At 71.6% G+C, this 26,356-nt stretch carries 29 protein-coding genes and 1 tRNA gene; 13 read left to right on the plus strand and 17 right to left on the minus strand.

The window, feature by feature from the left end; all coding sequences use genetic code 11:
• Positions 1 to 10 precede the first annotated feature (10 nt).
• Entirely contained in the window at positions 11 to 685 is a 675-nt protein-coding gene (locus BJ969_RS24980; RefSeq protein WP_184482870.1) for a TetR/AcrR family transcriptional regulator, read from the minus strand.
• 62 nt (positions 686 to 747) lie between these two features.
• Between BJ969_RS24980 and BJ969_RS24985 the strand changes: the two genes are divergently transcribed.
• Positions 748 to 1,611 carry a CPBP family intramembrane glutamic endopeptidase gene (locus tag BJ969_RS24985; RefSeq protein WP_221315935.1) on the plus strand — a complete coding sequence of 288 codons (864 nt, stop codon included), beginning with the start codon at positions 748 to 750 and terminating at the stop codon, positions 1,609 to 1,611.
• Between the two features lie 132 nt (positions 1,612 to 1,743).
• Here the strand turns inward: BJ969_RS24985 and BJ969_RS24990 are convergent, their stop codons facing one another.
• Positions 1,744 to 2,550, minus strand: a complete 807-nt coding sequence (locus BJ969_RS24990) for an alpha/beta fold hydrolase (RefSeq protein ID WP_184482876.1) — start codon at positions 2,548 to 2,550, stop codon at positions 1,744 to 1,746.
• Positions 2,551 to 3,103: 553 nt separating this feature from the next.
• Here BJ969_RS24990 and BJ969_RS24995 point away from each other — a divergent pair.
• The 4 genes from BJ969_RS24995 to BJ969_RS25010 all read left to right on the plus strand — a co-directional run bounded on the left by BJ969_RS24995 (position 3,104) and on the right by BJ969_RS25010 (position 6,406).
• Positions 3,104 to 3,403 (plus strand): STAS domain-containing protein, encoded by a 300-nt coding sequence (locus BJ969_RS24995; RefSeq protein ID WP_184482878.1) that lies wholly within the window; start codon positions 3,104 to 3,106, stop codon positions 3,401 to 3,403.
• A 42-nt stretch (positions 3,404 to 3,445) separates the two neighbouring features.
• Positions 3,446 to 4,204 carry an ANTAR domain-containing protein gene (locus BJ969_RS25000; protein WP_184482881.1) on the plus strand — a complete coding sequence of 253 codons (759 nt, stop codon included), beginning with the start codon at positions 3,446 to 3,448 and terminating at the stop codon, positions 4,202 to 4,204.
• Positions 4,205 to 4,740: 536 nt separating this feature from the next.
• Complete coding sequence (locus BJ969_RS25005) at positions 4,741 to 5,121, plus strand: DUF2267 domain-containing protein (protein ID WP_184482884.1); 381 nt, start codon at positions 4,741 to 4,743, stop codon at positions 5,119 to 5,121.
• Between the two features lie 373 nt (positions 5,122 to 5,494).
• Positions 5,495 to 6,406, plus strand: a complete 912-nt coding sequence (locus tag BJ969_RS25010; protein ID WP_184482887.1) for an alpha/beta fold hydrolase — start codon at positions 5,495 to 5,497, stop codon at positions 6,404 to 6,406.
• Between the two features lie 13 nt (positions 6,407 to 6,419).
• Here the strand turns inward: BJ969_RS25010 and BJ969_RS25015 are convergent, their stop codons facing one another.
• The 6 genes from BJ969_RS25015 to BJ969_RS25040 form a co-directional block, all read right to left on the minus strand.
• Entirely contained in the window at positions 6,420 to 7,079 is a 660-nt protein-coding gene (locus BJ969_RS25015; RefSeq protein WP_184482890.1) for a response regulator, read from the minus strand.
• Entirely contained in the window at positions 7,076 to 8,218 is a 1,143-nt protein-coding gene (locus BJ969_RS25020) for a sensor histidine kinase (protein ID WP_184482893.1), read from the minus strand. The genes BJ969_RS25015 and BJ969_RS25020 overlap by 4 nt, the downstream gene beginning before the upstream one ends.
• 114 nt (positions 8,219 to 8,332) lie before the next feature.
• Positions 8,333 to 8,770 (minus strand): hypothetical protein, encoded by a 438-nt coding sequence (locus tag BJ969_RS25025; RefSeq protein WP_184482896.1) that lies wholly within the window; start codon positions 8,768 to 8,770, stop codon positions 8,333 to 8,335.
• Between the two features lie 350 nt (positions 8,771 to 9,120).
• The gene (locus BJ969_RS25030) at positions 9,121 to 9,525 is read right to left on the minus strand and encodes a DoxX family protein (protein ID WP_184482899.1); all 405 of its coding nucleotides are present in this window, start codon (positions 9,523 to 9,525) and stop codon (positions 9,121 to 9,123) included.
• A 95-nt stretch (positions 9,526 to 9,620) separates the two neighbouring features.
• Complete coding sequence (locus BJ969_RS25035; protein ID WP_184482902.1) at positions 9,621 to 10,067, minus strand: HIT family protein; 447 nt, start codon at positions 10,065 to 10,067, stop codon at positions 9,621 to 9,623.
• A gap of 623 nt (positions 10,068 to 10,690) precedes the next feature.
• Positions 10,691 to 11,338 (minus strand): TetR/AcrR family transcriptional regulator, encoded by a 648-nt coding sequence (locus BJ969_RS25040; RefSeq protein ID WP_184482905.1) that lies wholly within the window; start codon positions 11,336 to 11,338, stop codon positions 10,691 to 10,693.
• 187 nt (positions 11,339 to 11,525) lie between these two features.
• Here BJ969_RS25040 and BJ969_RS25045 point away from each other — a divergent pair, with 187 nt between their 5' ends.
• Together BJ969_RS25045 and BJ969_RS25050 are read left to right on the plus strand one after the other, a co-directional pair.
• The gene (locus BJ969_RS25045; RefSeq protein ID WP_184482908.1) at positions 11,526 to 12,668 is read left to right on the plus strand and encodes an MFS transporter; all 1,143 of its coding nucleotides are present in this window, start codon (positions 11,526 to 11,528) and stop codon (positions 12,666 to 12,668) included.
• 56 nt (positions 12,669 to 12,724) lie between these two features.
• Positions 12,725 to 13,654, plus strand: coding sequence for an alpha/beta fold hydrolase (locus BJ969_RS25050; RefSeq protein ID WP_184482911.1), 930 nt, complete (start codon positions 12,725 to 12,727; stop codon positions 13,652 to 13,654).
• A 339-nt stretch (positions 13,655 to 13,993) separates the two neighbouring features.
• On the opposite strand, the gene BJ969_RS25055 is transcribed toward BJ969_RS25050, so the two are convergent.
• On the minus strand, positions 13,994 to 14,962 hold the full coding sequence (locus tag BJ969_RS25055) for an alpha/beta hydrolase (protein ID WP_184482914.1): 969 nt from the start codon (positions 14,960 to 14,962) through the stop codon (positions 13,994 to 13,996).
• 69 nt (positions 14,963 to 15,031) lie between these two features.
• Here BJ969_RS25055 and BJ969_RS25060 point away from each other — a divergent pair, with 69 nt between their 5' ends.
• On the plus strand, positions 15,032 to 15,607 hold the full coding sequence (locus BJ969_RS25060; protein ID WP_184482916.1) for a TetR family transcriptional regulator: 576 nt from the start codon (positions 15,032 to 15,034) through the stop codon (positions 15,605 to 15,607).
• A 347-nt stretch (positions 15,608 to 15,954) separates the two neighbouring features.
• Here BJ969_RS25060 and BJ969_RS25065 read toward each other — a convergent pair.
• From BJ969_RS25065 to BJ969_RS25075, 3 genes are all read right to left on the minus strand, one after another.
• A tRNA-Val gene (locus BJ969_RS25065) sits at positions 15,955 to 16,026 on the minus strand.
• A gap of 106 nt (positions 16,027 to 16,132) precedes the next feature.
• A complete protein-coding gene (locus BJ969_RS25070) occupies positions 16,133 to 16,333 on the minus strand; it encodes a DUF4177 domain-containing protein (protein ID WP_184482919.1) in 201 nt (66 codons plus the stop codon).
• 135 nt (positions 16,334 to 16,468) lie between these two features.
• Positions 16,469 to 17,689 carry an NADP-dependent isocitrate dehydrogenase gene (locus BJ969_RS25075; RefSeq protein WP_184482922.1) on the minus strand — a complete coding sequence of 407 codons (1,221 nt, stop codon included), beginning with the start codon at positions 17,687 to 17,689 and terminating at the stop codon, positions 16,469 to 16,471.
• A gap of 176 nt (positions 17,690 to 17,865) precedes the next feature.
• On the opposite strand from BJ969_RS25075, the gene BJ969_RS25080 reads away from it, so the two are divergent.
• From BJ969_RS25080 to BJ969_RS25090, 3 genes are all read left to right on the plus strand, one after another.
• A complete protein-coding gene (locus tag BJ969_RS25080) occupies positions 17,866 to 18,699 on the plus strand; it encodes a metal-dependent hydrolase (RefSeq protein ID WP_184482925.1) in 834 nt (277 codons plus the stop codon).
• Positions 18,700 to 18,789: 90 nt separating this feature from the next.
• Complete coding sequence (locus BJ969_RS25085; protein WP_184482928.1) at positions 18,790 to 19,194, plus strand: hypothetical protein; 405 nt, start codon at positions 18,790 to 18,792, stop codon at positions 19,192 to 19,194.
• 93 nt (positions 19,195 to 19,287) lie between these two features.
• The gene (locus tag BJ969_RS25090) at positions 19,288 to 19,485 is read left to right on the plus strand and encodes a DUF1918 domain-containing protein (protein ID WP_184482931.1); all 198 of its coding nucleotides are present in this window, start codon (positions 19,288 to 19,290) and stop codon (positions 19,483 to 19,485) included.
• Between the two features lie 49 nt (positions 19,486 to 19,534).
• Here the strand turns inward: BJ969_RS25090 and BJ969_RS25095 are convergent, their stop codons facing one another.
• Positions 19,535 to 20,212, minus strand: a complete 678-nt coding sequence (locus BJ969_RS25095) for a TetR/AcrR family transcriptional regulator (protein ID WP_184482935.1) — start codon at positions 20,210 to 20,212, stop codon at positions 19,535 to 19,537.
• A 93-nt stretch (positions 20,213 to 20,305) separates the two neighbouring features.
• Here BJ969_RS25095 and BJ969_RS25100 point away from each other — a divergent pair, with 93 nt between their 5' ends.
• A complete protein-coding gene (locus tag BJ969_RS25100) occupies positions 20,306 to 21,343 on the plus strand; it encodes a zinc-binding dehydrogenase (protein ID WP_184482938.1) in 1,038 nt (345 codons plus the stop codon).
• 178 nt (positions 21,344 to 21,521) lie between these two features.
• On the plus strand, positions 21,522 to 22,364 hold the full coding sequence (locus tag BJ969_RS25105; protein ID WP_246457095.1) for a DUF4253 domain-containing protein: 843 nt from the start codon (positions 21,522 to 21,524) through the stop codon (positions 22,362 to 22,364).
• Positions 22,365 to 22,664: 300 nt separating this feature from the next.
• On the opposite strand, the gene BJ969_RS25110 is transcribed toward BJ969_RS25105, so the two are convergent.
• The 4 genes from BJ969_RS25110 to BJ969_RS25125 all read right to left on the minus strand — a co-directional run bounded on the left by BJ969_RS25110 (position 22,665) and on the right by BJ969_RS25125 (position 26,146).
• Entirely contained in the window at positions 22,665 to 22,961 is a 297-nt protein-coding gene (locus tag BJ969_RS25110) for a DUF3017 domain-containing protein (RefSeq protein WP_184482941.1), read from the minus strand.
• 70 nt (positions 22,962 to 23,031) lie between these two features.
• Positions 23,032 to 23,883: a bifunctional methylenetetrahydrofolate dehydrogenase/methenyltetrahydrofolate cyclohydrolase gene (locus BJ969_RS25115; protein WP_184482944.1), complete on the minus strand. Its 852-nt coding sequence runs from the start codon at positions 23,881 to 23,883 to the stop codon at positions 23,032 to 23,034.
• A 56-nt stretch (positions 23,884 to 23,939) separates the two neighbouring features.
• Positions 23,940 to 24,908, minus strand: coding sequence for a DMT family transporter (locus BJ969_RS25120; RefSeq protein ID WP_343071589.1), 969 nt, complete (start codon positions 24,906 to 24,908; stop codon positions 23,940 to 23,942).
• Positions 24,905 to 26,146 (minus strand): MFS transporter, encoded by a 1,242-nt coding sequence (locus BJ969_RS25125; RefSeq protein ID WP_184482947.1) that lies wholly within the window; start codon positions 26,144 to 26,146, stop codon positions 24,905 to 24,907. The genes BJ969_RS25120 and BJ969_RS25125 overlap by 4 nt, the downstream gene beginning before the upstream one ends.
• Positions 26,147 to 26,356: the final 210 nt, after the last annotated feature.

The raw sequence follows: 26,356 nt of genomic DNA on the forward strand, positions 1-26,356 counted from the left end.
CCCGCCGGTCTCACCGGTCGGGGTTCGCCGCCGCGAGCCTGGCCCGGATGGCGTCGACCAGCAGCCGCAGCACGTCGTCGAACGGCGGGATCCAGATGCCGAGCGTCTCCGGGGTTCCCACGGCGGCGGCGAGCTCGTCGGCGGGCGCGTTCGACAGGCCACCGACCACGGCGGCCGTCGTGGCCGCCCCGAGGACCTGCTGGGAGATCGCGCTCGCTGCGATCGCCCGGTCCTGCTCGGTGCCCCCGGCCTCGCGCAGCGCGGTGATGATCCGCTGCGCCAGCGCCAGCGCGTTCGGCCCGATCAGCGGTCGCGCTCCCGCGAACTCGGCGGCCCAGGTGTGGGCGACGAACGAGTCGTAGTACTGCTTCGCGACGCGGAAGACGACGTCGTCCCACGGCACGTCGTCGCCGGGCAGCGCGCTCGCCGCTTCGGCCAGCACGTGGTCGACCGCCAGGTCGATGAGATCTTCGCGGCGCTGCACGTACCAGTACAGGCTCGTCGCGTGCACGCCCAGTTCCGCCGCGACCTTGCGCATGGTCAGCGCGCTCGCGCCGTCGCGGTCGAGCAGCGCGACGCTCGCGGCGACGATTCGGTCCCGGCTCAGCGATGACTCCGAGCGGCGGGGACGTTGCGGGCGGTAGAAGACGCTGTCCGGCTGCTGCTCGGACGGTGTTTCGGACATGGGTCGAGCATAATCGAGACCTACACTGTTGGAGTTCTCTCCTACAGTGTATGTTGATCGTCATGATCACCGATGAGCACGCGCCCCAGCGCCCCGCCGGCACCGTCGACCCGGCCCGCGCCACGACCCTCCCGGCCCGCGGCCTCGCCGCCTACTTCCTGATCGCCTTCGGCTTCTCCTGGATCCTGTGGTGGGCGAGCACCGCGGTCCCCGGCGTGGACCCGATGGCGTTCGTCATCGTCGGCAGCTTCGGCCCGGCGGTCGCCGCGGTCGTGGTCACCGCCGCCCTGCACGGCAGAGCAGGCGTGGGCGCCCTGTTCCGGCGGTTCTCCCCGCGCGGTCGAGGCTGGTTCCTGCCCTACCTGATCGCACTGCTGCCCGGCGCGTTCGTCCTCGCCTCCGGCCTGATCCCGGTGCTGCTGCGCGGAGCCCGCATCGACGAGGTCGCACTGGCACCCGCCCTGGCGAGCCTGCCCATGACCTTCCTGTTCATCGCACTCGCCGGCGGCGGCAACGAAGAGCTCGGCTGGCGCGGCTTCGCCCTCCCGCGGTTGCAGTCCGCGCTGCCGCCGTTCGCCTCGAACGTGGTGCTCGGCATCATCTGGGCCGTGTGGCACGCCCCGCTGTGGGAGATCCAGGGCACCTCGCAGGCGGGCATGTCCATCCCGATCTACGTGCTGCTCGTGGTCGGACTCTGCGTCGCCTTCGGCACCGTCCACAACGTCGCGCGGGGCGGACTGCTCGCGATGGTGCTCGCCCACGCCGCCGTCAACACCGCCTCCGGGCTCAAGGCCGCCGCGCTCGGTTCGACGGGCGAGGCCGACGCGGTGATCGCGATGACCGTGCTCTGCCTGCTCATGCTCGCGTTCACCAAGGGACGCCTGGGCCTGCCCCGCCGCGAGAAGACCGAGCAACCCGAGTCCTGACCGGCCGCCCGCGCGCAGCGGCGACCGGACGAGCAGGCCCACCCGGCGGGAACTCCGAGTGGGCCTGCGGTGCGACCGGGTTCAGCGAGGCTCCGCCCAGGGGCTCGCGAGCGGCAGCGGAGCGGAATCCGCTCAGCCCTGCCCCTGCACGACGTCGGCGACGAGCCGGCCCGTCTCCTCGGGCAGCTCCACGTGGAAGTAGTGCGCGCCCAGACCGACGGGCACGAGGTGCATCCGATCCCCGAGCCGCTCGACGGCCTCCGGTGCGATCTTCTCCCCGACTCCGAACACCGTGATCGGATGCCGCACCTCGCTCAGCGCCGCTTCCATGTCCCACGCGATCAGGCCTTCGAACGCCTTGGTCCCGGCCGGTTGCCGCACCGACGACATCTTGGCGAAGTACGACTCCTTCAGGCCGGGATCGGTGTCCACCGGCGAACTCGCCTCGACCATGCTGCGCACGAACCCGGCGAAGTCCTCGCGGAGGGGCCGCAGCAGCCCTCCGGCCTGCTCCTCGTCCAGCGCGCCGAACACGAACAGGTAGTGCAGCGCGTCGAGGGCGACGATGCGGGTGACCACCTCCGGACGCAGCCGAGCGACCTCCACGACGACGGCGCCGCCCAACGAGTGCCCGACGACGACGCACTCGTGCACCGACTCCGCGTCGAGCACCGCCACCACGTCGCGGGCGAACTCCTCGACCGTCCAGACCTCCCGCCCGGAACGCGACTCGCCGTGCTCGGCGAGATCGACCGCGATCACGCGGTTCTCCTCGGGCAGGAACCCCGTCAACTCGTCGAACTCCGTCCGATTCCCCGCCCAACCGTGCACGAGGACCACGGCCGAACCCCCCACCGGCCCGCTGACCGTGTAGCGAATGGTCGTCTCCCCCGACCGCCGAACCTCGCGGTTCTCCGAATCCCTGCGCACTTGCGCCATGAGCACTCCTGAAATCGGTCCCTCGTGCCGGTGATCCACCCCGACGCTAGGCAGGCCATCACCACCGGTCAACGAAGCCCGAAGAGCGGGACGATCAGCGGCACCACCGGAATCCGCCGACCGCGCTTCGGAAATCGCCACGACCACCGCGCGTCGCCCACGGCAGCGGTCCGGAGCGCGCGGGCGACGCCTCGGCCCCGACTGCCCCGGGACGACGATGTCGTCGCTCCGCCGGTGCCGGTAGGGTGGGCCACCGGTTGAGCAGTCAGCCTGATCATGCACGCGAGTAGTCGCCGCTGATCACAGGCCTGGCTGCCCTCTTCGGGTCGCGTTCCCGCTGCGGACGTGTCCTCCCAGGCCGTGATGCGGCTGCGCCTCGACGAGCGCCGAGGAGGATCCCGTGACCGGTTCGCCTGCATCGTTCGGGCCCACGCCCGTCCGCGCCGGGAGAGCATCGACCGACTTCACCAGCACGCCCGAACCAGCGACGGCCCGTCCACCGCGAAGGCCGGGTCTGCGGCAGCGCGTTTCACGACCGGACCCGGACACGATCGTGCTCGCGGTCGACGGGGACATCGACGCCGGGACCGTGCGGAGCTTCGAGGAAGTCCTGCTGCCGCGGCTGTCGGCGACCGCTCGACTGCTCGTGGTGGACCTGAGCGAAGTCGGATTCCTCGGGCTGGCGGGCCTGGAGGTCCTGCGGCACGCGCGGTTGCGCGCGCTCAGCACCGGGTCGCGACTGCGGCTGGTGGTCCGCGGCCACGCAGTGCCCCACGCGCTCGACCGGACGGGCGTGGGCGCGGAGCTGAGCTGCCATCCCACCCTGGACGCGGCGTGCGCCTCAGCGCGCTGAAACCGGCCGCTACGGTGCTGGTCCGGAGGAGGAGAGGACCGCATGCAGCAGAACGAAGCTGAGGGCACCACCGCCTGGCAGGCCCAGCTCGACGAGATCACCGGCTCCCTGGAATCGCTGGCCGATGCCATGGATCGCGAGGACAGCCTCGACACGCTCCTCCACCGGGTCTGCGATCAGGTGCTGCGGGCGATTCCGGACGTGGACATGGCCGGGGTCACGCTGGAGACCGAGGACGGCCCCAAGACCGGCGCCTGCACCGACGAGACGACCTTCGAAGTCGATCTGGAGCAGTACCGAGCGGGCGCCGGGCCGTGCCTGCACGCCGCGGAGTCGGGTGAGATCGTGCGGGTCGACGCGGAGGGAGCCCGGCAGCGGTGGCCCGAATTCGCGGCGGCCGCGCGCCGCCTCGGAGTGGGCAGCTACCTGTCCGCGCCCCTGTTCATCGATTCCGAGTACCGCGGCGCGCTGAACCTCTACTCGTCGCGCGACCACGGGTACCGCGAACTCGACGAAACGGTCCTGGAGCTCTACACCACCGCGGTGGAGGGGCACCTGCGGACGTGGCAACGCTATCTGGCGACCCGCAGGCTGACCGAGCAGTTGCGCACCGCCCTGGACTCGAGACCCGTCATCGACCAGGCGAAAGGAATCCTCATGGTCTTGCACGGCTACGACGCCGACCAGGCTTTCTCCTGGCTCGTCAAGCAATCGCAGAACACCAACACGAAGCTGCGGGACGCCGCCGAGCGCATCGTCTCCGAAACCGTCACCGCGCGCTCCAACGGGACGAGCGGCTAGCCGCTCACGTCCCGGCCGGGGGGGAGCTCCCCCGCGCACGCGGGGAGGGGTGCATCCGCTGCTGTGCCGAACGGATGCACCCCTGCGCGCTGCCCGGCAGGGCACGGCTTCCGGCTGAACCACACCCCACCTCGGTCGGCCCCGCCCCGGGAACAACGCCGACTTGCCATGCGAGTTTCCCGATCACCCCGCTCCTACACGTGGTTCGGCGAGATCGGACCGATTCGGCGCACGACGAGTCGATGTTTGAACACGAGCCCGTCCGGGCACATCGATGTCGGACCGCCGGTTGAACGCCACGGCCGGCTGCCGGAACACCTGATCTGAGCGCGAATCCCGCGCCACACCGCTGCGCCCGGCCACCACGGGCGATTGCGGCTCACGCAGCGAGCTGTACCGGCTCGACCCGGCGCGCGGCCGTGGGCCTCCGAAACGGGATTCGCCGCGGGTTCTCGACCTCATCGGCTCAGCGGACGGACCTCCCTCATCGGACGCGCCGGCACCGAACCACGACTCACCGCCAGGAAAGGAAACCCATGCAGTACAAGGAATTCCTCGCACACCTGCGCCAGCACGGCGGCCCGCAGGACGACGACCAGGCGGATGCCGCGGTCAAGGTCGTGCTCGCCACCCTCGGGCAACGCTTGGCGGGCAACGAACCGCACGACCTGGCCGCTCAGCTGCCCACCGAACTCAAGCAGCCGCTGCTGCAGCACAACGGCGAAGCGGAGGTGATCGACGACGTCGACGACTTCCTCCGGCGGGTGGCAGACCGCGAAGGTCCCGGAACCACCCCGGAACGAGCGCGGGAGCACGCCCGAGCCGTGTTCGCCACGCTCGCCGGCTTCGTGAGCGCGGGCGAGATCGACGACCTCCGCGCGCAACTGCCCGCCGGATACGCGGCGCTGCTGCCCTGACCGGCGCCGGTCGAGCGAAACCGCCCGCGACCGGCCTTTCCGCCGCACGACCGAGCCCCCGTCGGTGACCGATCACCGGCGGGGGCTCCTGCGCGTGCAGCGGCACGTTTCCCCTCGCCACGCTACGACTCCGCGCAGGCAGCGGAGGTTCAGCGGCACCGGTCGGTCGGCTGGCGGCCCGGCCGATCGGCCGGGGAGCGTCCCCCGTGGGAGCTACGGGCAGGTGTCCACCTCGTGGTGATGATCTCGGCGCCCTGCGCGCTTAGCGTTCAGCGCAGCCGCAGCGCAGCTCGCGAAGTCGTGAAGGAACGCCGGATTTCGCCGCGCTGCACGGTGATCCGGCTTTTCCGATCTTTCTCCCGTGGAGGACAGCATGATCCGCACTGGCAAGGCGTCCGCTCTGATCGCACTGTGCTGCGCCGTGGCCGGTGCCGGGCTGGCCGGGTGCGGCGACGGCGCGCGAGCCGGGTCGATCCCCGGCGCCGAGGCGTTGCTCGACGACGAGGACCTGTTCACCGGGGCGAAGAAGTTCGACGTGGACGGCCGGTCGGTGAACGTGTCCTGCTCCGGTGTCGCGGTGCCCGGCAGGCCGGTCGTCGTCCTCCTGCACGGCGGCGGTGACGGGCTGGACGCGATGGCCGACCTGCAGCGGACCCTGGGTGAGAAGGGCCGGACCTGCTCCTACGACCGGCTCGGCGCGGGCGCCAGCGACCGCCCCGACGGGCCGCAGACCTTCGAGGACAGCGGGAAGGTGCTGACCGGGGTGATCGACCGGGTCGGCGTGGGCGAGCCGGTGGTGCTGGCCGGGCATTCGCTGGGCGGGCTGATCTCCGCCCGGTACGCCCCGGAGCATCCGGACGAGGTCGCGGGCGTGGTCCTGCTGGACGCCACCTCCCCGACGCAGACCGCCGACCTGGAGCGGGAGATCCCCGCGGACGCCACCGGCCCGGCCGCGGAGCTGCGCGACCAGAGCCTGGCGATCTTCCGCGGCGAGAACCCGGAGCGGCTGGTGATGCCCGACGGGGAGGTGGCCTCCGCCGGGGACATCCCGATCGAGGTGATCCAGCACGGGAAGCAGTACCTCGCGGCCGTCCCCGAGTACGGCCCCGGACTGGAGAGCGCCTGGGCCGCGGGCCAGCAGCAGTGGCGCGCGCTGTCCACCCGCAGCGAGGCGAGCACCGCCGTGAACAGCGAGCACTACATCTACCGCGACGAACCCGCGGTCGTGGTCCGAGCGATCGACCGCGTCGTCGCGCAGGCGGCCGAGGACGAGCTGTTCGGCTGACCGCCCGGGGAGATCAGGTCGCCAAGCCGTGCCGGTAGGCGTAGACGACCGCTTGGACCCGGTCGCGGAGGTCGAGCTTGGTGAGGATCCGCGAGACGAAGGTCTTGACGGTCTCCTGGCTGATCACGAGGCGCGCGGCGATCTCGCCGTTGGACAGCCCGTCCGCGATCAGGCGCAGGACCTCCAGCTCTCGAGGGGTGAGCGGGAGGTCCTGCGGCTCGCCGTCGACCGGCCGGATCCGGGCCGCGTACTCACCCACGAGCCGGCGCGTCACCTCGGGGGCCAGCAGCGCCGTGCCGGTGGACACGGTCCGGATGCCGTGCAGCAGCTGGTCCACCGGGGCGTCCTTGAGCAGGAATCCGCTGGCCCCCGCGCGCAACGCCTCGTAGACGTACTCGTCCAGGTTGAACGTGGTCACCACGAGCACCTTGACCGGCCGCGCGACCCCGGCACCGGCCAGCAGGCGGGTGGCCGCGATGCCGTCCAGCACCGGCATCCGCACGTCCATCACCACGACGTCCGGCCGCAGCCGACCGGCGAGCTCGACCGCGGCCTTCCCGTCCCCGCACTCGCCCGCGACCTCGATGTCCGGCTGCGCGTCCATGATCGTCACCAATCCGGTGCGGACCAGCACCTGGTCGTCGCACACCAGGACCCGGATCGGCGCGCTCACGACGCGGCTCCGCCGGGGATGCGGGCCTGCACGACGAAGCCGCCGCCCGCGCTCGCACCCGCGCTGAAGTCGCCGCCGAGGACGTCGACGCGGTCGCGGAGACCGGCCAGTCCGCGCCCACTGCCGCCGGGATTCCCCGGCAGCGCACCGGATCCGTCGGTGCTGACCTGCACGGCGATCTCCCCCGCGCCGTGGCGGACCCGCACGGAGGTGCGGCTGCCGCGGGCGTGTTTGAGGGCGTTCGTCAGCGATTCCTGCACGACCCGGTAGGCCACGACGTCCGCGCTGCCCGTCGCCGCTTCGCCTTCCTCGGTGAACTCGACGGGCTGTCCGGCCCGGCGGGTCTGCTCCACCAGCGCCCGGATCTTGCCGACGTGCGGCGACCCGGCGTCGTGGTCGGGGTGGAGCACGTCGAGCAGGTGCCGCAGATCGGTGATGGCGCTCCTGCCGGTGTCGGTGACGGTGGTGAGGGTCTGGTCGAGGCGCTCCGGCGCGGCCGTCAGGTACCGCGCCGCCTCGGCCTGCACGACCATCGCCGTCACGTGGTGGGTCACCACGTCGTGCAGTTCCCGGGCGATGCGGGCGCGTTCGGCGGCGCGGGTCTCCACCGCCACGCGGTGGCGGCGTTCGGCCTCCAGCGCGCGCGTGGACCGCACCCACGCCCCGATGCTCCACGCGATGACCGCGAGCACGTAGAACAGCACGTACCCGCTGGGCGGTTCCGGCGCCCCCAGCCGGACGAGCACGGCCACCAGCCCCAGGTACGTCGCGGTCAGCACGACGCACGCGGTGCGGCGGTGGTGGTCCAGGTGCACACCGGCGCTGATCAGCGAGAACGTCAGCGCGGTCCCCGCGACCATGTGGTAACTGCCCACTTCGGCGATGAGGAATCCCAGCACCACCAGGGCGAGCGACGCGCCCGGCCACCGCCTGCGCCAGGCCAGCGGCCAGCACTCGAGCGCGAGCGCCACGGCGGCCACCGCGTCGAAGGGACGTCCCGGCAGGTTCCCGACCTGCGTCTCCTGCCCGCGGAACATCGGCAGCAACGACGCGACGATCAGCAGCAGCGCGAGCGGGAAGTCCCGGGCCACCACGGGCTGCCGGTGCCACCACGCCCGGACGCGCCGCACCTTGATCATGGCGAAAGATTAGCGGTAGCGGCGGTGGCCCCGGCACGTCCGCGGCGCTGGGCCGAGCCGCCGCGCCGCCGGACCGGACCCGCCCTTCACCGCGCCTGATCCGGTTCGCGGCCCTCAGCCACGAATCGCGACCCGGCGCCAGAGCGGCATCGTCACGACGATCAACGCGCTCGCGATGGTCGCTGGCATCGGTACTTCCCAGGCGCCCAGCAGCACCCTCGCCACCAGGTATCCGATCAGCAACCCGAACGTCACGAGCCGCCCCAGCACCAAGTTGAGCATTCCCACCCCGACCGACCGCGTGGTGATCGAGCGCCCGCCTCCCCGCGCGGCGGCGAAGCCCTTCCAGCGCGGCAGCACTACGAGGATCACCACGCTCGCGATCAGGACGTAGGTCAGCTGCGTGCTCAGATCCGGGCGGAGATCCGTACCGGCACCGACCCCCAGGACCACCACCGCGAACACCCGCAGCAACCAGTTCGGTTTCGGCCTCCCGCTCGCCGCCGACGGGCGGCGTTCAGCGATCTCGTCGTGCACCGACTGCGTCCGCATCTCGAAACTCCACGTGATCGGCAGCGGCGAGCTCGGTGCTCGCCACGGGCTCTTGTACCGGCCCGAGCAAAACTATCCTCTAACTTTCCATTTGGCAAGTGCTTTCTTGATTGTCGGCATCGACACGGCCTGCATGGACACGACTTCAGCAGGTCACGGCGAGAGAGCCCTGACCGCCGCCGACCCGCTCCTTGCGCCCGTTTCTCGTCAGCGGAGCCACCGGCCGCCCGGGTCTTCGCACCGGACGACCGGCACCTCCGGCGACTCGGCCGAGCTCACCGCTCCCGACCTGACCGGCTCGGCCGACCCGACGACATCGTGTCCCCGGCCCTCCTCCGAGGTGATGCCCGTCAGCGGCGCAGCAGCGCGACCAGCGCGGCGGTGTCGTGCCTTCGGAACCAGGCGACGACGCACACCAGGACGAGCGTGACCGCCGGGATGGCGGCCAACCCCGGGTCCTCGACGGCCATCAGGACCGTCGCACCGATCATGAGGGGAACCTGGCATACCGAGGCGAGCCCGCACAGGCGCGGCACGAGCAGCGCGATCGCCCCGGCGAACTCGAGCCAGCCGACGACCACCATGCCCGGGATGCCGAGCCCGATCAGGTCGAACGGACCGACGGCGATCGGATCTCCCAGCATCTTCGGCAGCGCGATCAGCGCGAACGCGATGGCCAGCAGCACCTGCAGCACCCACAGGGCGGCGGTGGCGGCGGCCGGGCGACTCCGGGTGGCGGGCGATGTCGTGGTCATGGCGGTTCCGTTCATTCCGTGGCGACCGCGAACCGGTCGCCGTGCTCGATGGGTGCGAGTGGCTCGGCGCGCCGAGCTCGTGGGACAGGTGGACATCAGGCGGGAGGGCGCTGCTCCGCCAGGCGGCTGCGGAGCCGCTGCTGGAGCGCCCCGAGCTGCTCGGCGTCCGCGCGGACGCCGGCGTGCGGGAGGAGCTCGTCGGCGCCGTACCGGGGGATCACGTGGAAGTGCAGGTGGAAGACGGTCTGCCCGGCCGCCGCCTCGTTGAACTGGACGACCTGCACGCCCGCGGGGCGGAGCTCGTCGGTGAGGGCACGAGCGAGGCGCTGCACCACGTGCACGACCGCGGTGAGTTGCCCGGGGGTCGCGTCCAGCAGGGTCCGCGGCCGACCGCTCTTCGGGATGACCAGCACATGCCCCGGCGACTGGGGGAAGACGTCGAGGAAGGCGAGGACCTCCTCGTCTTCGTGGACGACGTGCGCGGGCTCCGCACCGCGGATGATCTTCGCGAAGGGGTTCTCGGGGTCGTAGTTCTCGGTCATCGGCGGCACGGCCTTCTCATCTCGCAGGGGCGGGGTGCGGGCGGGAGCGGCATCCCGCCTCCCTCCGCTGCTCGTCGCCGCGATTAGAGGCCGTGCCGTCGCGGCATGCTCAACCCGGAACAGCCCGTGCATGACGGGCATCACTCGCGCCGCGGCGCGACAGGCCCGTGGGCGGCGCTCAGGCTCGCCGGTGGCACGCCCGAGAACGGCAGGCGGGTGGCGCGCCGTCGCACCGCGGTCGCGCCACGGCCGACGCTCTCGGGGATCGACGGATCAGGAAGGGACTGCGGCAGGCGCGGTCGCGCGAAGCGGTCGAGGTGCGGGTGAAGCCGCCGCGCAGATGTTCTCCCGCGAGGGCCGCGCCGCGATCACCGAACCGGACCGCCGAACGGAGGCCTCCTGCCGATCGGCGCGCTGCACCAGCACTTCCTCGACAAGGAGGCGCCGTTGCGGGCGGTCGCGCCGACGCCGCCCACAACTCGAACGCGATGTTCGCGAAAACCTCGACGCCGTCCTGCACCGCGACGGCCCGCGCGGGCCACCGGCGCCGCGGATCACCAGCACGCGGGCGGCGGCGTCGGGGCGGACGGCATGGGCGACGTGCGGGCTCGACGGTCGCGGCGCTACCGGTCGCCGCCATCCGGCGCGTCGGGCGCAGCGGTCGAGCCGGAAGTGCTCAGGCTGTCCCACACCCGCATGACGTGGCCCACCGCCGCGTCGATGGTGCGCCGAGGAACGCCGTCGCGGGCTTCGGTGGAGATGCCCCACATGAAGCCGGCGAAAGCCGAGGCCAGCTCGGAAGGGTCGCACTGGGCGGGAAGGTCTCCGGCGGCGACGGCTCGTCGGATGCACGCGGTGAGGTCGCGGCGGACCAGTGCTCTGCGGTCGGCCAGTAGCGCGCGGGCCTGGTCGTGATCCGCCGCCCCCGCCGTGGCGGACAGCACCACCAGGCACCCGCTGGGGTGGCTCGGATCGGTCTGCATGGCAACGGACTGGCGCAGGATGCGCTCAACCGCCGTTCTAGGCGGAAGTTCCTCGTCCGCGACATCGTCGGTGACCTGGCCGAAGGAACTGTTGTAGCGCCGCACGACGGCGTCGAAAAGCCCCTGCTTGGAGGAGAAAGCCGCGTAGAAGCTCGCCGAGGAGATGCCCATCGCCGCGCGCAGCTGGGCCAGCGACGTCGCTTCGTAGCCGTGCTCCCAGAACAGCAACATCGCCCCGTCCAGGGCGCTGTCGAGGTCGAACTCCCGCGGCCGTCCCGTACGCGCCATCAGCCCTCTCCTCCCACCACTTCCAGACTAGACGATCCACAAGAAGCTTGACAGCCGTTCGCGGCTCGCCTCTACTTGTGGAGTGATTAATCCAGAATTGGTTCCGGCAGCCGCCAAGGCGGATCGGGAGCCGAACCACCCGAGGGACGAGAACAGGAACAAGTTGCCGTGGCCAGCCCTTTTGGCCATGGCCCTGACCGGATTCGTCATCATCATGACCGAGACGCTGCCCGCGGGTTTGCTCCCCGAGGTCTCCTCAGGACTGGCCGTGAGCGAGGGGGCGGCCGGTCAGTTGGTCAGCGCGTACGCGCTCGGCACGGTCCTCGCCGCGATCCCGGCGATAGCAGCGACGCGGAGCTTGAGCCGCAAGCCCCTCCTGGTGCTGGGCATCGCCGGGTTCGTCGTCGCGAACGCGGTCACCGCGCTGTCCGGCGCGTACTCGCTGACGCTCGTCGCACGGTTCGTCGCCGGCGCGTTCTCCGGACTGCTGTGGGGGATGATCCCCGGGTACACCCGCCGCATCGTCGCGGCGGAGCGAGCCGGGACCGGCCTCGCGGTGGCGATGGTCGGCACGCCGGTGGCCCTGTCGATCGGCACGCCGCTGGGGACCTTCGCCGGTGCGCTGATCGGCTGGCGGTGGACGTTCGCCGCGATGTCGGTGCTCGCGGTCGCGCTCGTGGTCTGGGTGCTCATCGGTGTGCCGAACGCTCCCGGGCAGCCGTCCGAAAATCGCACATCACTGCTGCGAGTGCTGCTCATCCCCGGCGTCGCACCGGTCCTCGCCGTGGTGCTCGGGTGGATGCTGGCGCACAACATCCTCTACACCTACATCGCCCCGTTCCTGGCCTTCACCGGTGTCGGCGGGCGGGTCGACGTCGTGCTGCTGATCTTCGGTCTCTGCGCGCTGGCCGGGATCTGGTTCACCGGAACGCTCGTCGATCGAGCGTTGCGCCGGCTCGTGCTCGTCTCACTGGCCGGGTTCGGCCTGGTCGCGCTCGGTCTCGGCGTCGCGGGCGGCGTGCCCGTCGTGTTCTACCTCGCCGTCCTCGTGTGGGGCCTGACCTTCGGCGGTGCTTCGACCCAGCTCAACACCGCCGTGGCTGACGCGGCGGGCGACGAGACCGACATCGCCGCCGCAATGGTCACCACCGCCTGGAACCTGGCGATCTTCGGCGGAAGCGCCCTCGGCGCGGTCCTGCTGGAGACGGACGACCCCGGATCGTTCCCGTGGGCGCTGCTCGTGCTGATCGCGGCGAGCCTCCTGGTCGCGCTCTTCGCCCGGCGGCACGCCTTCACACCCGGACCGCGCTCCGGCGACTCGGCCACCTGATCCGGCCGCACCGAACCACCTACCGGAAGCACGAACAGGAAACGCGAGGAGAGAACATGTCCACCGCTCTGCAGATTGGCCAGCCCGTCGGGGGATTCGGCTCGGTGTCCGGAACTCCCGGCTTGCCCGATGGCTTCGAGGAGGTGTTCGCCAGCCGGCTGGTCAACGTCGACGGCGTGCACCTGCACGTCGTCACAGGCGGGGACGGGCCGCCGGTGCTGCTGCTCGGAGGCTGGCCGCAGTTCTGGTACCAGTGGCGGCTGATCATGCCCGCGCTGGCGGAGGATCACACCGTCATCGCCGTGGACCCGCGCGGTGCCGGGCTGTCGGACAAGCCCGCCGAGGGCTACGACTCGGGCACTCTCGCCCGCGAGACCCACCGGCTCATGCAGGTGCTGGGCTACGACCGGTTCGCCATGATCGCCCACGACGTCGGCGGGTGGACGGCGTACGCCATGGTCGCCGACAACCCCGGCCCGGTCACCCGGCTGGCGATCGCCGAGATGCTCATCCCCGGCATCTCCCCCTCCCCGCCGCTGATCCCCGAAGACCGCTGGTCCAGCGACTTCGCGTGGCACTACAACTTCAACCGCACCACGGACATCAACGAGCGGCTGGTCGAAGGACGCGAACACCTCTACTTCGGCCACCAGTTCGCCACCAAAGCGGCCACACCCACCGCCGTCCCCGCCGCAGTCGTCGACGTCTACGTCCGCGCGCTGAGGATCCCCGGCGCGCTGCGCGCCAGCTTCGAGTTCTACCGGGCCATCGACGAGATCGTCGAACAAAGCGCACATCGCAAGAAGACACCGGTCGAGATCCCCATCCTCGCGATCTCCGGCAGCGCGGGAGGCCTGGACGTCGCTGCCGAGATGCGGGTCGGCGCCACCGACGTCACCGGCGTGGTCCTCGACGGCGGCCACTACATCTCCGAGGAAGCACCCGAAGCCTTCCTCGCGGCCGTGGAGACCTTCCTCAGGCGGTAGGTGCGCCTCCTTCCGCAGGCCGTCGCGGGGTTGGCGCCAGTGCGGTCCTGGCACACCGGGCGGAGCCACGGCGCGCCAGGACGGCTGCCCGGAAACGACCGAACCGTTCCCGCGGCGCAGCACCCGGTCAACCGGCGGTCGAACGATCGCACCGGCGAGCCGCACCGAAGGCCCCGAACGCGCCGCACCTCGACCACGGCGAAAGATCAGCGGCGGTGGCCGTTCTCCTGCTCCGCGCGAACCGACGGACACGCACCGGATCCGGGCGGCTCGCCGCCCTCAGCCACGAATCGCAGCCCGCCGGAGCGGCGTGGTCTCGATGCTGAAAGCCCCGGCAGCTCAGCGATCGAGAGCCACCGGTTCCGGGTTCCGAGGTTCGGGCGGCGTGGCCGGGACGTGGGTGCGCAGGAAGGCGAGCTGGTCGGCGATGACCTTCTCGAATTGCGGGCCGACGTAGATGTCGAAGTGCCCCGCGGGATAGCGGACGACCTGGCCACGGCGCGCCCTGGCGGCGTGGCGCAGGGTCGCCGCGGCCGGGGCGACGGTGTCGTCGTCGCAGACGCAGAAGAGGATCGGGCAGCGAACCTCGGGGATTCGTCGACCCGGGGCGTAGAACGGGATTTCCATCGCCACGCGTGCCGGCACGTCGTTGCGGTACTCCGCCTCGGTGAAGCCCGACGCCTCGAGCAGTCCTGTCACGCCATCAACGACGTCCGCAGCGTCCATCAGCCCGACCTGACCAGTGCGGGCGGCGACCTTGACACGCGTCGGCGCTCGGCCGAAGAGCCGCCCGAGCTGATCCTTGGCCGCGGCTGCGACCAATCGTGCGAGCGCTCGCGGCGAGATCTGCCGAGCGGAGACCAGACCGTCGGTGAAGGGGCACTGCGCGATCGCGGCGACCACGCCCGGATCGGCGGCAGCGGTGGTGATGGCATGCCCGCCGCCGAACGAGGTGCCCCACAGCACGACGCGGTCGCCGTTGACCTCGGGGAGCGCGCGGGCACATGCGACCGCGGCGAGCCAGTCCTCGCGCTGCCGGCGAACGCTGAGCAGTTCTCGTGGCTGCCCGTCGCTGTCGCCGAAGTGGCGGTAGTCGAAGACCAGGCATGCGTACCCCGCGGCCTGGAAGTACTCCGCGAACGCCGCGAGTCGCAGCGCCTTCACCGCGCCGAGGCCGTGTGCCATGACCAGCACCGGCGGCGGGTCGGCGGGCGCGTCGGTGTCCGGCAGGTAGAGCCATGCGTGGCACGTACCGGTGCCGGACGGAAAACGCAGCTCACGGCGTGCGGGCGGAGCGGTGTCAGTCATCGCGCGAACCTTTCTTGATTGGTATTCAAGAAAGGTGACGTGTTCTTGACCGTCTGTCAAGATGGAGTCGTGCCCCGCAACCGCCGCCCAGTGCCCAAGGAGCAGAGACGCGACGAGCTGGTGGCCGCCGCGGCGGAGCTCTTCGTCCTCGACGGCTACGAGGCCACGTCGATGAGTCGCCTCGCCAAGCAGGCCGAGGTCACCCCGAACACGCTCTACTGGTATTTCCGGGACAAGGACGAACTCCTGGTGGCCGTCGCCGAGCGCTACCTCCGCGCCTTGCTCCACGAGCACGCGTCGCTGGCCGACCGACCGCTCGCCGAGCAGTTCCTGTGGCTCGTCGAGCGCCTGCGCCCCGTCCGCCACCTGGTCTCCACGGTGCACAGCCGCGTTGCCGTCTCGGATGCCGTCCGCTCTTGGCACGACAGCTTCCACCGCACCTTCGAGGAGATCTTCGAACGCCGGCTCACGAGCCCGTTCGCCGCCGAGCACCGCGCCGGCGAAGTCGCGGCAGCGACCTTCGCGCTCGAGGGCGCGATCACCCACGACCTCGACGACACGACGACCCGCCGACTCTGCGAAATCACCGCCGACCGCCTCCACCACGCCGCCGCGCTCAACCCCGCGACGAGCGCGAACCCGTGAACGGCCTACCGCGCTCAGTCGACGCGCGTTGCGCGCCGCGGCCCTGACTCCGATACCCGAGATCCGGCAAGGTCGCGTCGACGCGGCATCTCGACGAAGAAGGGCATCTCGCCTCTCGCCGAATCGCTGTCGCACGGCGACCCCGGTGCGTCCGGGATCAACGGGGGCGCGTGCTCGGCGGTGTCGCGATCGAGCAACCCCACGCCTCGACAAGGGGCGGTTCCCACAGGGAACCACCGGCACGGCCGCATTTCACGTCAATCAGCCAAGATCAACGCCTCCCGATCCCTCCCGGACACGCAAGAACCCCCGCCGGTGAAGATCACCGACAGGGGCTCTGACCTGTGTGCGCGATACTGGGATCGAACCAGTGACCTCTACCGTGTCAAGGTAGCGCTCTCCCGCTGAGCTAAACGCGCCTGTTGAGTTGTGCTCGCCGTGGCGTGCGGGAACAGCATAGCGGAGGCGAGATCAACAGCCGCGCGGGCCCCGGCGGAACCGGGGCCCGCCGCTGGCGAAGCCGGTTCAGACCTCGCGCTCGAAGGTGATCAGCAGGCCTTCGACGCCGTCGGGACCGAAGCGGCCCTTGACGTCGGCGCCGGTGATCTCCTTGAGCCGCCAGCCCTCGGCGGCGTGCTCGTTGAGGATGCTTTCGAGCTTGTCACCGGACATCTTGCCGCCGAGCCACTTCTCCCAGAGCTCCACGACCTTGTACTGGTACGACATGCGTTCCTCCTCGGCTTCGGTCCCGCGCAGATCCCCTAGGTGGACGCGCGGGACGCTCGGAGGTTCCGAACGCGAAAACGCCACTCCCACCCCGGTTCGGGGCGAAAGTGGCGTCCGGTTACCGACAGCGGAAGATCAGCGGTCGGCCATCTTCTTCTGCAGGTTCTCGTCCAGCGAGGCCAGGAACTCCTCGGTGGTCTGGTAACCCTGGTCGCCGCCGACGAGCAGCGCGAGGTCCTTGGTCATCTTGCCGCTCTCGACGGTCTCGATGACGACCTGCTCCAGGGCGTTCGCGAAACCGGTGACCTCCGGGGTGGAGTCCAGCCGGCCGCGCTGGGCGATGCCGCGGGTCCAGGCGAAGATCGACGCGATCGGGTTCGTCGACGTCGGCTTGCCCTGCTGGTGCTGGCGGTAGTGGCGGGTGACCGTGCCGTGCGCGGCCTCCGCCTCGACCTTGCCGTCCTCGGTCATCAGGACCGAGGTCATCAGGCCCAGCGAACCGAAGCCCTGCGCGACGGTGTCGGACTGCACGTCACCGTCGTAGTTCTTGCACGCCCAGACGTAGCCGCCCTCCCACTTCATGGCCGTGGCGACCATGTCGTCGATGAGGCGGTGCTCGTAGGTCAGGCCCTTGGCGTCGTAGTCGGCCTTGAACTCGTTCTCGAAGACCTCCTCGAAGACGTCCTTGAAGACGCCGTCGTAGGCCTTGAGGATCGTGTTCTTGGTGGACATGTACACCGGGAACTCGCGCTCCAGCCCGTAGCGGAACGACGCGCGGGCGAACTCCTCGATGGAGCGCTTGTAGTTGTACATGGCCATGGCCACGCCGCCGTCGGTCGGGAACTGCGCGACCTCCTGCTGGATCGGCTCGGAGCCGTCCGCGGGCGTGTAGGTGATGGTGACCGTGCCCGGCCCCGGGACCTTGAAGTCCGTGGCCTTGTACTGGTCGCCGTGCGCGTGACGACCGATGACGATCGGCTTCGTCCAGGTCGGCACGTAGCGTGGGATGTTCGAGATCACGATGGGCTCGCGGAAGATGACGCCACCGAGGATGTTGCGGATGGTCCCGTTCGGGCTCCGCCACATCTTCTTGAGGCCGAACTCTTCTACTCGGGCCTCGTCGGGGGTGATCGTGGCGCACTTGACGCCGACGCCGTGCTGCGCGATGGCCTTCGCGGCGTCCACGGTCACCTGGTCGTTGGTGGCGTCCCGGTGCTCGATGCCCAGGTCGTAGTAATCGAGGTTCACGTCCAGATAGGGGTGGACCAGCTTGTCCTTGATGAAGGACCAGATGATCCGGGTCATCTCGTCGCCGTCGAGCTCGGCGATCGTTCCCTGGACCTTGATCTTGCTCATGTGGCGGGGTGCTCCTCTCGCGAGATGCAAGCGGTACAAGCGTACTGCTATCGGTATCGATTGTGCCCCGCCCCCGCCTCCGGCGACAGCGGCATGAGACGAAAACGCCCACCCGGCCATCGAGGACGAGATCACCTTCTAGTCTTTCGGGGGCAACGATCACGGGGGAGGCTGCATTGGCGACGGGACCCACACACGCCATGAGCGGGCTGGCGGCCTGGTCGGCGGTGACCGCGCTCGCCGACACGCACCTCATCGGGCAGCTGTCGCCGAAGACGTGGGTCGTCGGCGCCACGCTCGCCTCCGGCGCCGCGCTGCTGCCGGACATCGACCACCCCAAGTCGACCGTGGCCAGCACCTTCGGCGCCGTCTCCCGCGGGGTGTCCTCGCTGTTCAGCGGGATCAGCGGGTTCATGTACCGGCTCACCCGCACCAAGCGCGACAGCGACCGGGAGGGCACCCACCGCGGGTTCACCCACACCGTGGTCTTCGCGATCCTCGCCGGGCTCGTCACCACCGCCATCGTGCAGAGCAGCAACGGCACCGCGCTCGGCGTGCTCATGTTCGCGTTCGCCGGGCTCGCCGTGCGCGGCATCATGCACACCTGGAGCTCGCAGAAGGACGCGCTGCTCATCGCCGTGGCCTCGCTGGCGCTCACCCTGGCCTGCTGGTATTGGGCCGGGGACCAGCCGACCGAGGCGGCGGCGTTCGGGGTGGCGGTGATGCTCGGCTGCGTCGCGCACTTCATCGGCGACGCCATCACCGAGCAGGGCTGCCCGATGCTGTGGCCGGTGCCGCTGGACGGCAAGACGTGGTTCCCGGTGGCGCCGCCGAAGGCGATGCGGATGCGCACCGGCGGCAAGGTCGAGATGGTGCTGGTCGGCCCGGCGATGACGATCATCGCGGTGGTGCTGGGCTCGGTGGTGCTCTACCGGGTCGGGGCCGCCCCGTGGGTCGCGACGCTGAACCTGCCGCCCGAGATCATGAGCTGGCTGCCGCCGCGGCCGTGAAGTGACGCAAAACGCCCACACCGGCACGAGTCGCTCGATAGGGTGACGGACGGGCGGCGCGCGGGCGCCGACGGGACACCGGAGGAACCGATGCGAGCCGGTAAGCAGCTCATCGTCGCGGCAGCGCTGGCACTGCCGGTGCTCGCCGGGTGCGGCCAGCTCCAGGAGACCCAGGAGCAGCTCGACCAGGCCCAGCAGGGCCTGGACAAGGCCTCCGCCTGCCTCGACGCGGTCGACGTCGCCGGCTACACCCCGAACCTCGCGGACCTCGATCGGGCGCAGGACGACGCGCGCGCCAAGGCCGACGAGATCGGCGCCCTCGCGCAGCGGGTCGGCGACAAGACGCTGCAGGACGACCTGCTCGACGTGCAGGCCTCGCTGGAGCAGGTCGCCACCGGCCAGGTCAACCTGCAGAACGGCCTGAACTGGTCGCAGCAGCACCTGGAGAAGACCACCGCCATCGCCTCCACCTGCTCCGACGTCACCGGCGGCTGACCGCCCTCGCACGAAGATCGCCGCTGGTCAGCGGCCCGCGAGCACTGCGGCGCGGGCCGCCGGTCACCTAGCCTGGACGCGGAGGTGAGGGTGATGAGAGCAGCGATCGGCGATCAACTGCACGTGCACAGCCGGACGGTCGAGGAGACCGACCGCACCGGGCTGATCCTGGAGGTGCGCGGCACGGCCGGCGCACCGCCGTACCTGGTCCGCTTCGACGACGGGCACGAACGACTCGTGTACCCGGGACCGGACTGCATCGTCGAGCCACGGCGCGCGCAAGAGGCCTGACCCGCCCGGCGAAGGTGCCGTTCGACCCGGACGGCACCGCCGGGCGCGTTCACCAGGGCTCGGCCAGCAACGAGTCGATCTCCGCCCGGAACAGCAGTTCCGGATCCACCCCGGTTCCCGCGAACTGGCCCTGCACCTCCAGGCTCAGCACCCCGTACAGCCGGGTCCAGGCCAGCACCCCGCGCCGCAGCGCCGCTGCAGGCAGCTCCTCCCCCGACCGCTTCGCCCGCAGCGCCGTCAGCTGCCGGTCCAGCGCGGTGCGCCCCGGCGGCAGATCCGCGGGCACCAGCTCCGCGAACAGCGCTTGGAGCGTGCGCAGCGCGCGGTCGGCGAGTTCGTAGGTCTCCTCCGGCGCGGCGTAACCCGGCACCGGCGTGCCGTAGAGCAGCAGGTAGCGGTGCGGCTGCGCCAGCGCCCACCGGCGCCATTCCAGCGCGACCTCCCGCAGCCGCCCGGCGGGCGCCTTCTTGCGGTGCTGCTCGGCCGCCGCCTCCACCGCTTCGGCCATGTCCCGGTACGCGTCGACGATCAGGGCGCTGAGCAGCGCGTCCCGGTTCTCGAAGTAGCGGTACAGGGCGGGCCCGGTGATGCCCATGCGCTTGGCGATGGCGTTCAGCGAGATGCCCGCGGGGCCGGATTCGGCGAGCTGGTCCAGCGCCACCTCCTTGGCCTCGGCGCGGGTCTGGTCCCGGTAGCGCTCGCGGGGGCTGCGCTGCGGTGCGGGCATTCGTCGACCTCCCAGTTGACGCCGTGATGGTAACAGGTGCATCCTTGCGTTAGAGGTTCTAACGTTCACTACTAGCTATCACGGAGATGGCTCATGGAGACCGCCACGATCACCGGCCGCGAACTCGTGCTCACCGGGCTCGGCGACCCGCAGGACGTGCTCACCAGCAGGGAGACCGCGCACTCCGCACCCGCCGCCGGACGCGTGCTGGTCCGCGTCGAAGCGACCGGGCTCTCGTTCGCCGAAGTGCAGATGCTCGGCGGGCGCTACCCGATGCAGCCCGCCTTCCCCTTCGTCCCCGGCTACGACCTCGTCGGCGAAGTCATCGCCACCGGCCCCGGCGTCACCACCTGCCTGCCGGGGCAGCGCGTCGCCGCGCTCACCCGCACCGGCGCCTGGGCCGACCACGTCGAGATCGCCGCCGACCCCGCCGTCGTCGTACCCGGCGAAGTCCCCGCCGACGAAGCCGTCGCGCTGGTCACCAACGGCGTCACCGCCTGGCAACTGCTGCACCGCAGCGCCCGCGTGCCGCGCGGCGCGACCGTGCTGGTGCACGGCGCGGGCGGCGGCGTCGGCAGCACCCTGCTCCAGCTGTGCCGCCTCGCCGGCGTGCGCGCCATCGGCACCGCCTCCGGGCACCGGCACGAAGCGCTGCGCGAACTCGGCGCCGACCTCGTCGACCACCGCACCGAAGACGTCGGCCGGCGCGTCCGGGAACTCGCGCCCGCCGGAGTGGACGCCGTGTTCGACCCGCTCGGCCCCGACAGCCTCGCCCGCTCCTGGGAACTGCTCGCACCCGGCGGGCGGCTCCTCAACTACGGCAGCGCGAGCACCCTCGACGACGACACCACGTGGTGGAAGCCCTACGCCGACGTCACCCGGCTCATCGCCCGCTGGGAAGCGCTGCGGCTGCTCGGGCGCACCGGCGGACGGCGCGCTCGGATGTACTACGTGCGGACCGGCCGCCGCTACCGCGACGACCTCAGCCGACTGCTGGCGCTGCTCGCCGACGGTGCGCTGCACCCGCTGATCTCGCACCGGATCCCGCTCGCCGACGCCGCGGACGCGCTCGCGCTGCACCGGTCCGGCGCGGCCACCGGCAAGATCGTGCTGCTGCCGCAGCAGGGCTGAAACCGCCCAGGCGCAACGAAAACCACCCGAGCGGCCTCCTCGCGACGACGGCGAGGAGGCCGCGAGGTTCCGCCCGCGGACCGATCTGGATCACGAAAAGGCGGCAGGTTCACCAGCCGCACCGCACGCCTGATTAGGGTGGGCGCGGCGTGACGTCAGGCGAGGAGGCGGTGACGAGTTGCACGACGACCAGGCCACCGAGACCCCTGCCGACCTCTCGGAGCTGCTGGCGAGAGCCTCCGGCGTCGCACCCTCGGTACCGCTGCCCGACGGCGAACTGCTCGCCGAGCAGTCCACCCGCGCCACCGGCGACGAACCGCCGCTGTGCTGGATCAGCCACGACCGCCCCGCACCCCGGCTGCTCGGCGCGCTGCGCGGCGACCACCGGCGCACCGGGCTCTGGCCGCTGCTGCTGTGCGATGACACCGAGACCTACGGCAGCCGGTGCACCGTCGGCGTCGTGCCACCGGAACCGCTCGAACACATCGACCTGTGGCGGGCCGAGGACGTCATGCTGCGGATCTGGGACGGGCTGTGCCGCGCCGACGACGACCTCGGACCCGCCTACGACATGGACTCGCTGGCGCCGTTCGACGCGAACTGCCCCGAACTCGCCCCCGCCGGGAACCTGCTGGCGGACCCCGACATCCTCGCCAACCAGCAGGCCGCCCGGTTCGTCGACGACGAGACGCGGCTCGGACTCGTACCCGTGCGGCGCGGCTCCGACGTGCTCACCGTGCTCGGCTGGTCCGGCGCGGCCAACCACGTGTCCCGCACCGCCGGGCTCTCCGCGCTGCTGCGCAGCTGGGAAGACCGCTTCGGAGCGCGACTCCTGCGACTCGGACCGGACCGGCTGGACGTGAGCGTCGCCGCTCCCCCGCAGGACCCCGCGCACGCCACCTCGGTGGCCGCCGAACACTGGGCGTTCTGCCCCGACCGAGTCCTGCAGGACTCCGGCAGCATCGCGTCCTACGCCCGCGAAATCCGCGGTCGGCGGACTTGGTCCTTCTGGTGGGAGTAGAGCGCTGGGCTCATTCTGCTTCGGTGGTCGGGTAGCGGAACCTCAGCGGCTTCCTCGCTGCGGGATCTTTTTCCCGAGTGGCTCCGCCACGAGGGAAAAAGCTGTCCTCGCGAGGAAGCCACTGAGAACCCGCCGGTGGGCGGCTTCTTGACGTGGGCTATTCGCTGCGCGAATACAGGCACGACCTTCGGCCGCCGGGCAGACTTCGCTTCGCTCGTCCAAGGCACGGCTTCGCCGCTAGGCACGGCCTTTGGGGGCACGGCTCGTAGGGAGTTCGGCTGGGAGGCGTGACTCCGCTGCTCAGAAGGCGAGGGGGCCGCCGACGATGGTGACGGCTACTGCCATCAGGACCAGGCCGAAGCCGCCGTAGAGGATGAGGTCGACCGTGCGGGAGCGCACTGCGAGCAGGCCCACCTGGTCGCGCGTCAAGAACGCTCGTGCCGCCGCCGCTAGCAGCAGCGCCAGGCTCAGCAGCATCGAACCCTCGCGCCAGGCGTGCATCGCCACCCGCAGGAAACCGATCGCCGCGACCAGCAGCACCAGTGCGAACGGCACGTGCACCGCCCACTTCGATCGATCACCGAAGCGTTCGTTCATGCCGGCCTCCCACGCTTGCCCGAAGTGCCGGGTAATCGTAGAGCCCAGCCCGCGATGACCGTCCGAACCTTCAGCCGACATGGCGCTCCGCGGCCTCCACGACGTTGGTGAGCAGCATGGCCCGGGTCATCGGCCCCACCCCGCCGGGGTTCGGCGACAAGTGCCCGGCGATCTCGGCGACCTCGGGGTGCACGTCCCCGGCGATGCCCTCGTCGGTGCGCGTGACGCCGACGTCGAGCACCGCGGCGCCGGGCTTGACCATGTCCGGGGTGATCAGGTGCGGCCGGCCCGCGGCGGCCACCACGACGTCCGCGCGGCGCACCTCCGCGGCCAGGTCCGGAGTGCCCGTGTGGCACAGGGTCACCGTGGCGTTCTCGCTGCGCCGGGTCAGCAGCAGCCCCAGCGGGCGCCCCACGGTGATGCCGCGGCCGACGACGGCGACGTGCGCGCCGTCCAGCGCGACCTCGTGGCGCCGCAGCAGCTCCACGATGCCGCGCGGCGTGCACGGCAGCGGCGCCGGTTCGCCGAGGACCAGGCGGCCCAGGCTGATCGGGTGCAGGCCGTCGGCGTCCTTGTCCGGCGCGACCCGCTCCAGCAGCGGACCGGCGTCGAGGTGCGCGGGCAGCGGGAGCTGCACGATGTAGCCGGTGCAGGCGGGGTCGCCGTTGAGGTCGTCGAGCACCGCCTCCAGCTCGCCCTGGGTGCTCTCGGCCGGGAGGTCGCGGCGCAACGAGGCGATGCCGAGCTTCGCGCAGTCGTTGTGCTTGCCGCGCACGTACGACTGCGAGCCCGGGTCGTCACCGACCAGCACCGTCCCCAGTCCGGGAGTGACGCCGCGCTCGGCGAGCCGGGCGACGCGCGTCCGCAGCTCGTCGTAGATCGCGTTCTTGGTGGCCTTGCCGTCCAGGATCGTGGCGCTCACGGTGCCAATCGTGGCAGACGTGGCCCCGGCCGGATCACCGGCCGTCCGGCCCGTGCTCAGGCGCGCGCGGTGCGATCCGGGATGGAGGCGACGGCGACCGCGACGAAGGTGAGCCCGACGCCGATCACCGTGGTCACCGGGACCGCGGTGCCGGGCGCGGGCACGAACAGGTCGAGCAGCAGCGCGCCGAGCAGCTGCCCGGCCACCATGCCCATGCTCAGCACCAGGACCCCCGTGCGGTGCACCAGCGCCGCCGCGCCACCGATCACGAAGATGCCCAGCACCCCGCCGATGTAGAGCCACGGCTGCGCGGGCAGCCCGGACGGCAGGCCGCGCGCCGCGACCTCCACCAGCCAGGCCAGCAGCAGCCCCACCGCGCCGACCCCGAAGTTGATCACCGCGGCGGCGGCAGGGGACCCCGCGGTCTGCTTCACCCGCCCGTTCACCGCCTGCTGCCACGCCACGCCGATGCCGGCCAGCGCGGGCACCAGGATCAGCCAGCTCGCGCCCGACCCGGTCAGCTCGTCCCACACGGCCACGAGCACCGCGATCACCGCCAGCACCGCGCCCACCACGCGCGGCGAGGTCACCCGCTGCGGCCCGGCCGGGCCGAGCCCGACCCGGTCGACGACCAACCCGCTGCCGACCTGGCCCGCCACCACGGCCACCGTGAACAGCGCGACGCCCAGCGCCGCCGCCGACAGGCCCTGGCCGAACACGAGGAACCCGCCCGCGACCCCGCCGAGGCACTGCCACCAGCGCAGCCCTCCCCCGCGCAGCGCGTCGCGCACCGCGCGCAGGCCCGCCCGCGCCACCGGCATGAACGACGTCGCGATCAGCAGCACGACGAGCCCCGAGCCGAACGAGATCAGCGCCGCCGCGAGCCCGTCGTGCAGCTGCGCGCCGAGCGCGCCGTTGAGCCGCGACTGCACCGCCAGCACCACGCCGACGACGACGGCGCCCAGCATGCCGAGGCCTCGGCTGCGCGCGGCGGAACGGGAACCGGAATCGGGTTGAGCGCTCACGTGGCGGCAGTCTCCTCCGCGCACGGCGCCGGACGCGAGTTCCGGACGCTGGGGTGTGCCACGAGGCACACCGCCACCGCCGCCAGCACCGCCCCCATCGCGGCGGCCGCGGCCGGGCCGGACACGTCCAGCAACGCGCCCGTCGCGGGCGCCGCGATCGCCGAGCCGACCATGCCCGCGCTGGCCAGCCAGCCGAACGCCTCCGCCCGCCGCCCCTCCGGCGCGAGCTCGCCGAGCCGCGCGTTGGTCGCCGCGAACATCGGCGCGATCGCCAGCCCGCCCACCAGCAGCACCGCCGTCACCAGCCACGGCGAGCCGGGAACGGCCACCGGCGGCAGCACCGGGACGAGCGCGACGATGCCCGCGACGGCCAGCGCGCCGCGCAACCACACCCGCGGCCGACCGGCCGCCGCGCCCAGCAGCAGCCCGCCGACCAGCGAGCCGATCGCCCACGCCGCCGCCAGGTAGCCCGCCAGCTCCGGGGTGCCGCGCTCCCGCGCCCAGCCGACGATCAGCAGGTCCACGGTGATCACACCGCCGATCATCAGGCAGCCGAAGCCGAGCAGGAGACCGAAGCCCGGCGCCGCGAGCAACGACGCCCCGCCCCGGTCCGCCACCTCCGGCGGCACCGCCCGCAGCCCGGCCCGCCGCAGCGTCGCGGCGAACACGGCTGCACCGAGCGCGCCGAACGCGCCGCACCACAGGGTCGCCGCGAACGCGCCCTGCGCGGCCACGGCGAACGCGGCGAGGATCGGGGCGGCCACAAAAAGCAGCTCCTGCGCGGTCGCCTCGACGGCGAACGCCGCCTGCCGGGCGGGGCCGTCGGCGATCCGCACCCACATGGCCCGCCCGACCTGCCCGGAAGGCGGGAACGACAACCCCGTGGCGAACGCCACGGGCAGCAGCAGCCACCACCACGACGCGGGCAACCAGCCGCCCGGCCGCGCGAGCAGCGCGATCAGCCCCAGCCCGAGCCCGTAACCGCAGCCCGTGATCAGCAGCACCTTCGACGGCCCCGACCGGTCCGCGGCGCGACCCCGGAACGGTCCGGCGACGGCCTGACCGACGGTGATCGCGCCGCCGACGACGCCACCCGCCGCGTACGACCCGGTCCAGTCCGCGATCAGGAAGGTGAGCACCAGGTTGATCGCCGGTTGGTGCAGCCGCGCCAGCAGGCAGGCGCCGAGCAGCGCGAAGGCGTGCGGGACCTGGGCGAGCAGCAGGTAGGGGCGCAGCACTCGGATCACTGTGCCGGGGCGCACCTGTGACGGCCACCGAATTATCGTTCACCGGATCACACCTGGTGGTGTGATGTCGCTCGGAGCATCCACAAGGCAGGCTTTGGAGCTCGGAACAGCCCACCCGACGATCACCGCCGAGCTCACGGCGCCGAACCATTGCACCGAACTCACCCGGGAAGACACACCACGATCGACCCTTCGAGTAGC

Source organism: Saccharopolyspora gloriosae (genome assembly GCF_014203325.1).
Taxonomy (GTDB): domain Bacteria; phylum Actinomycetota; class Actinomycetes; order Mycobacteriales; family Pseudonocardiaceae; genus Saccharopolyspora_C; species Saccharopolyspora_C gloriosae.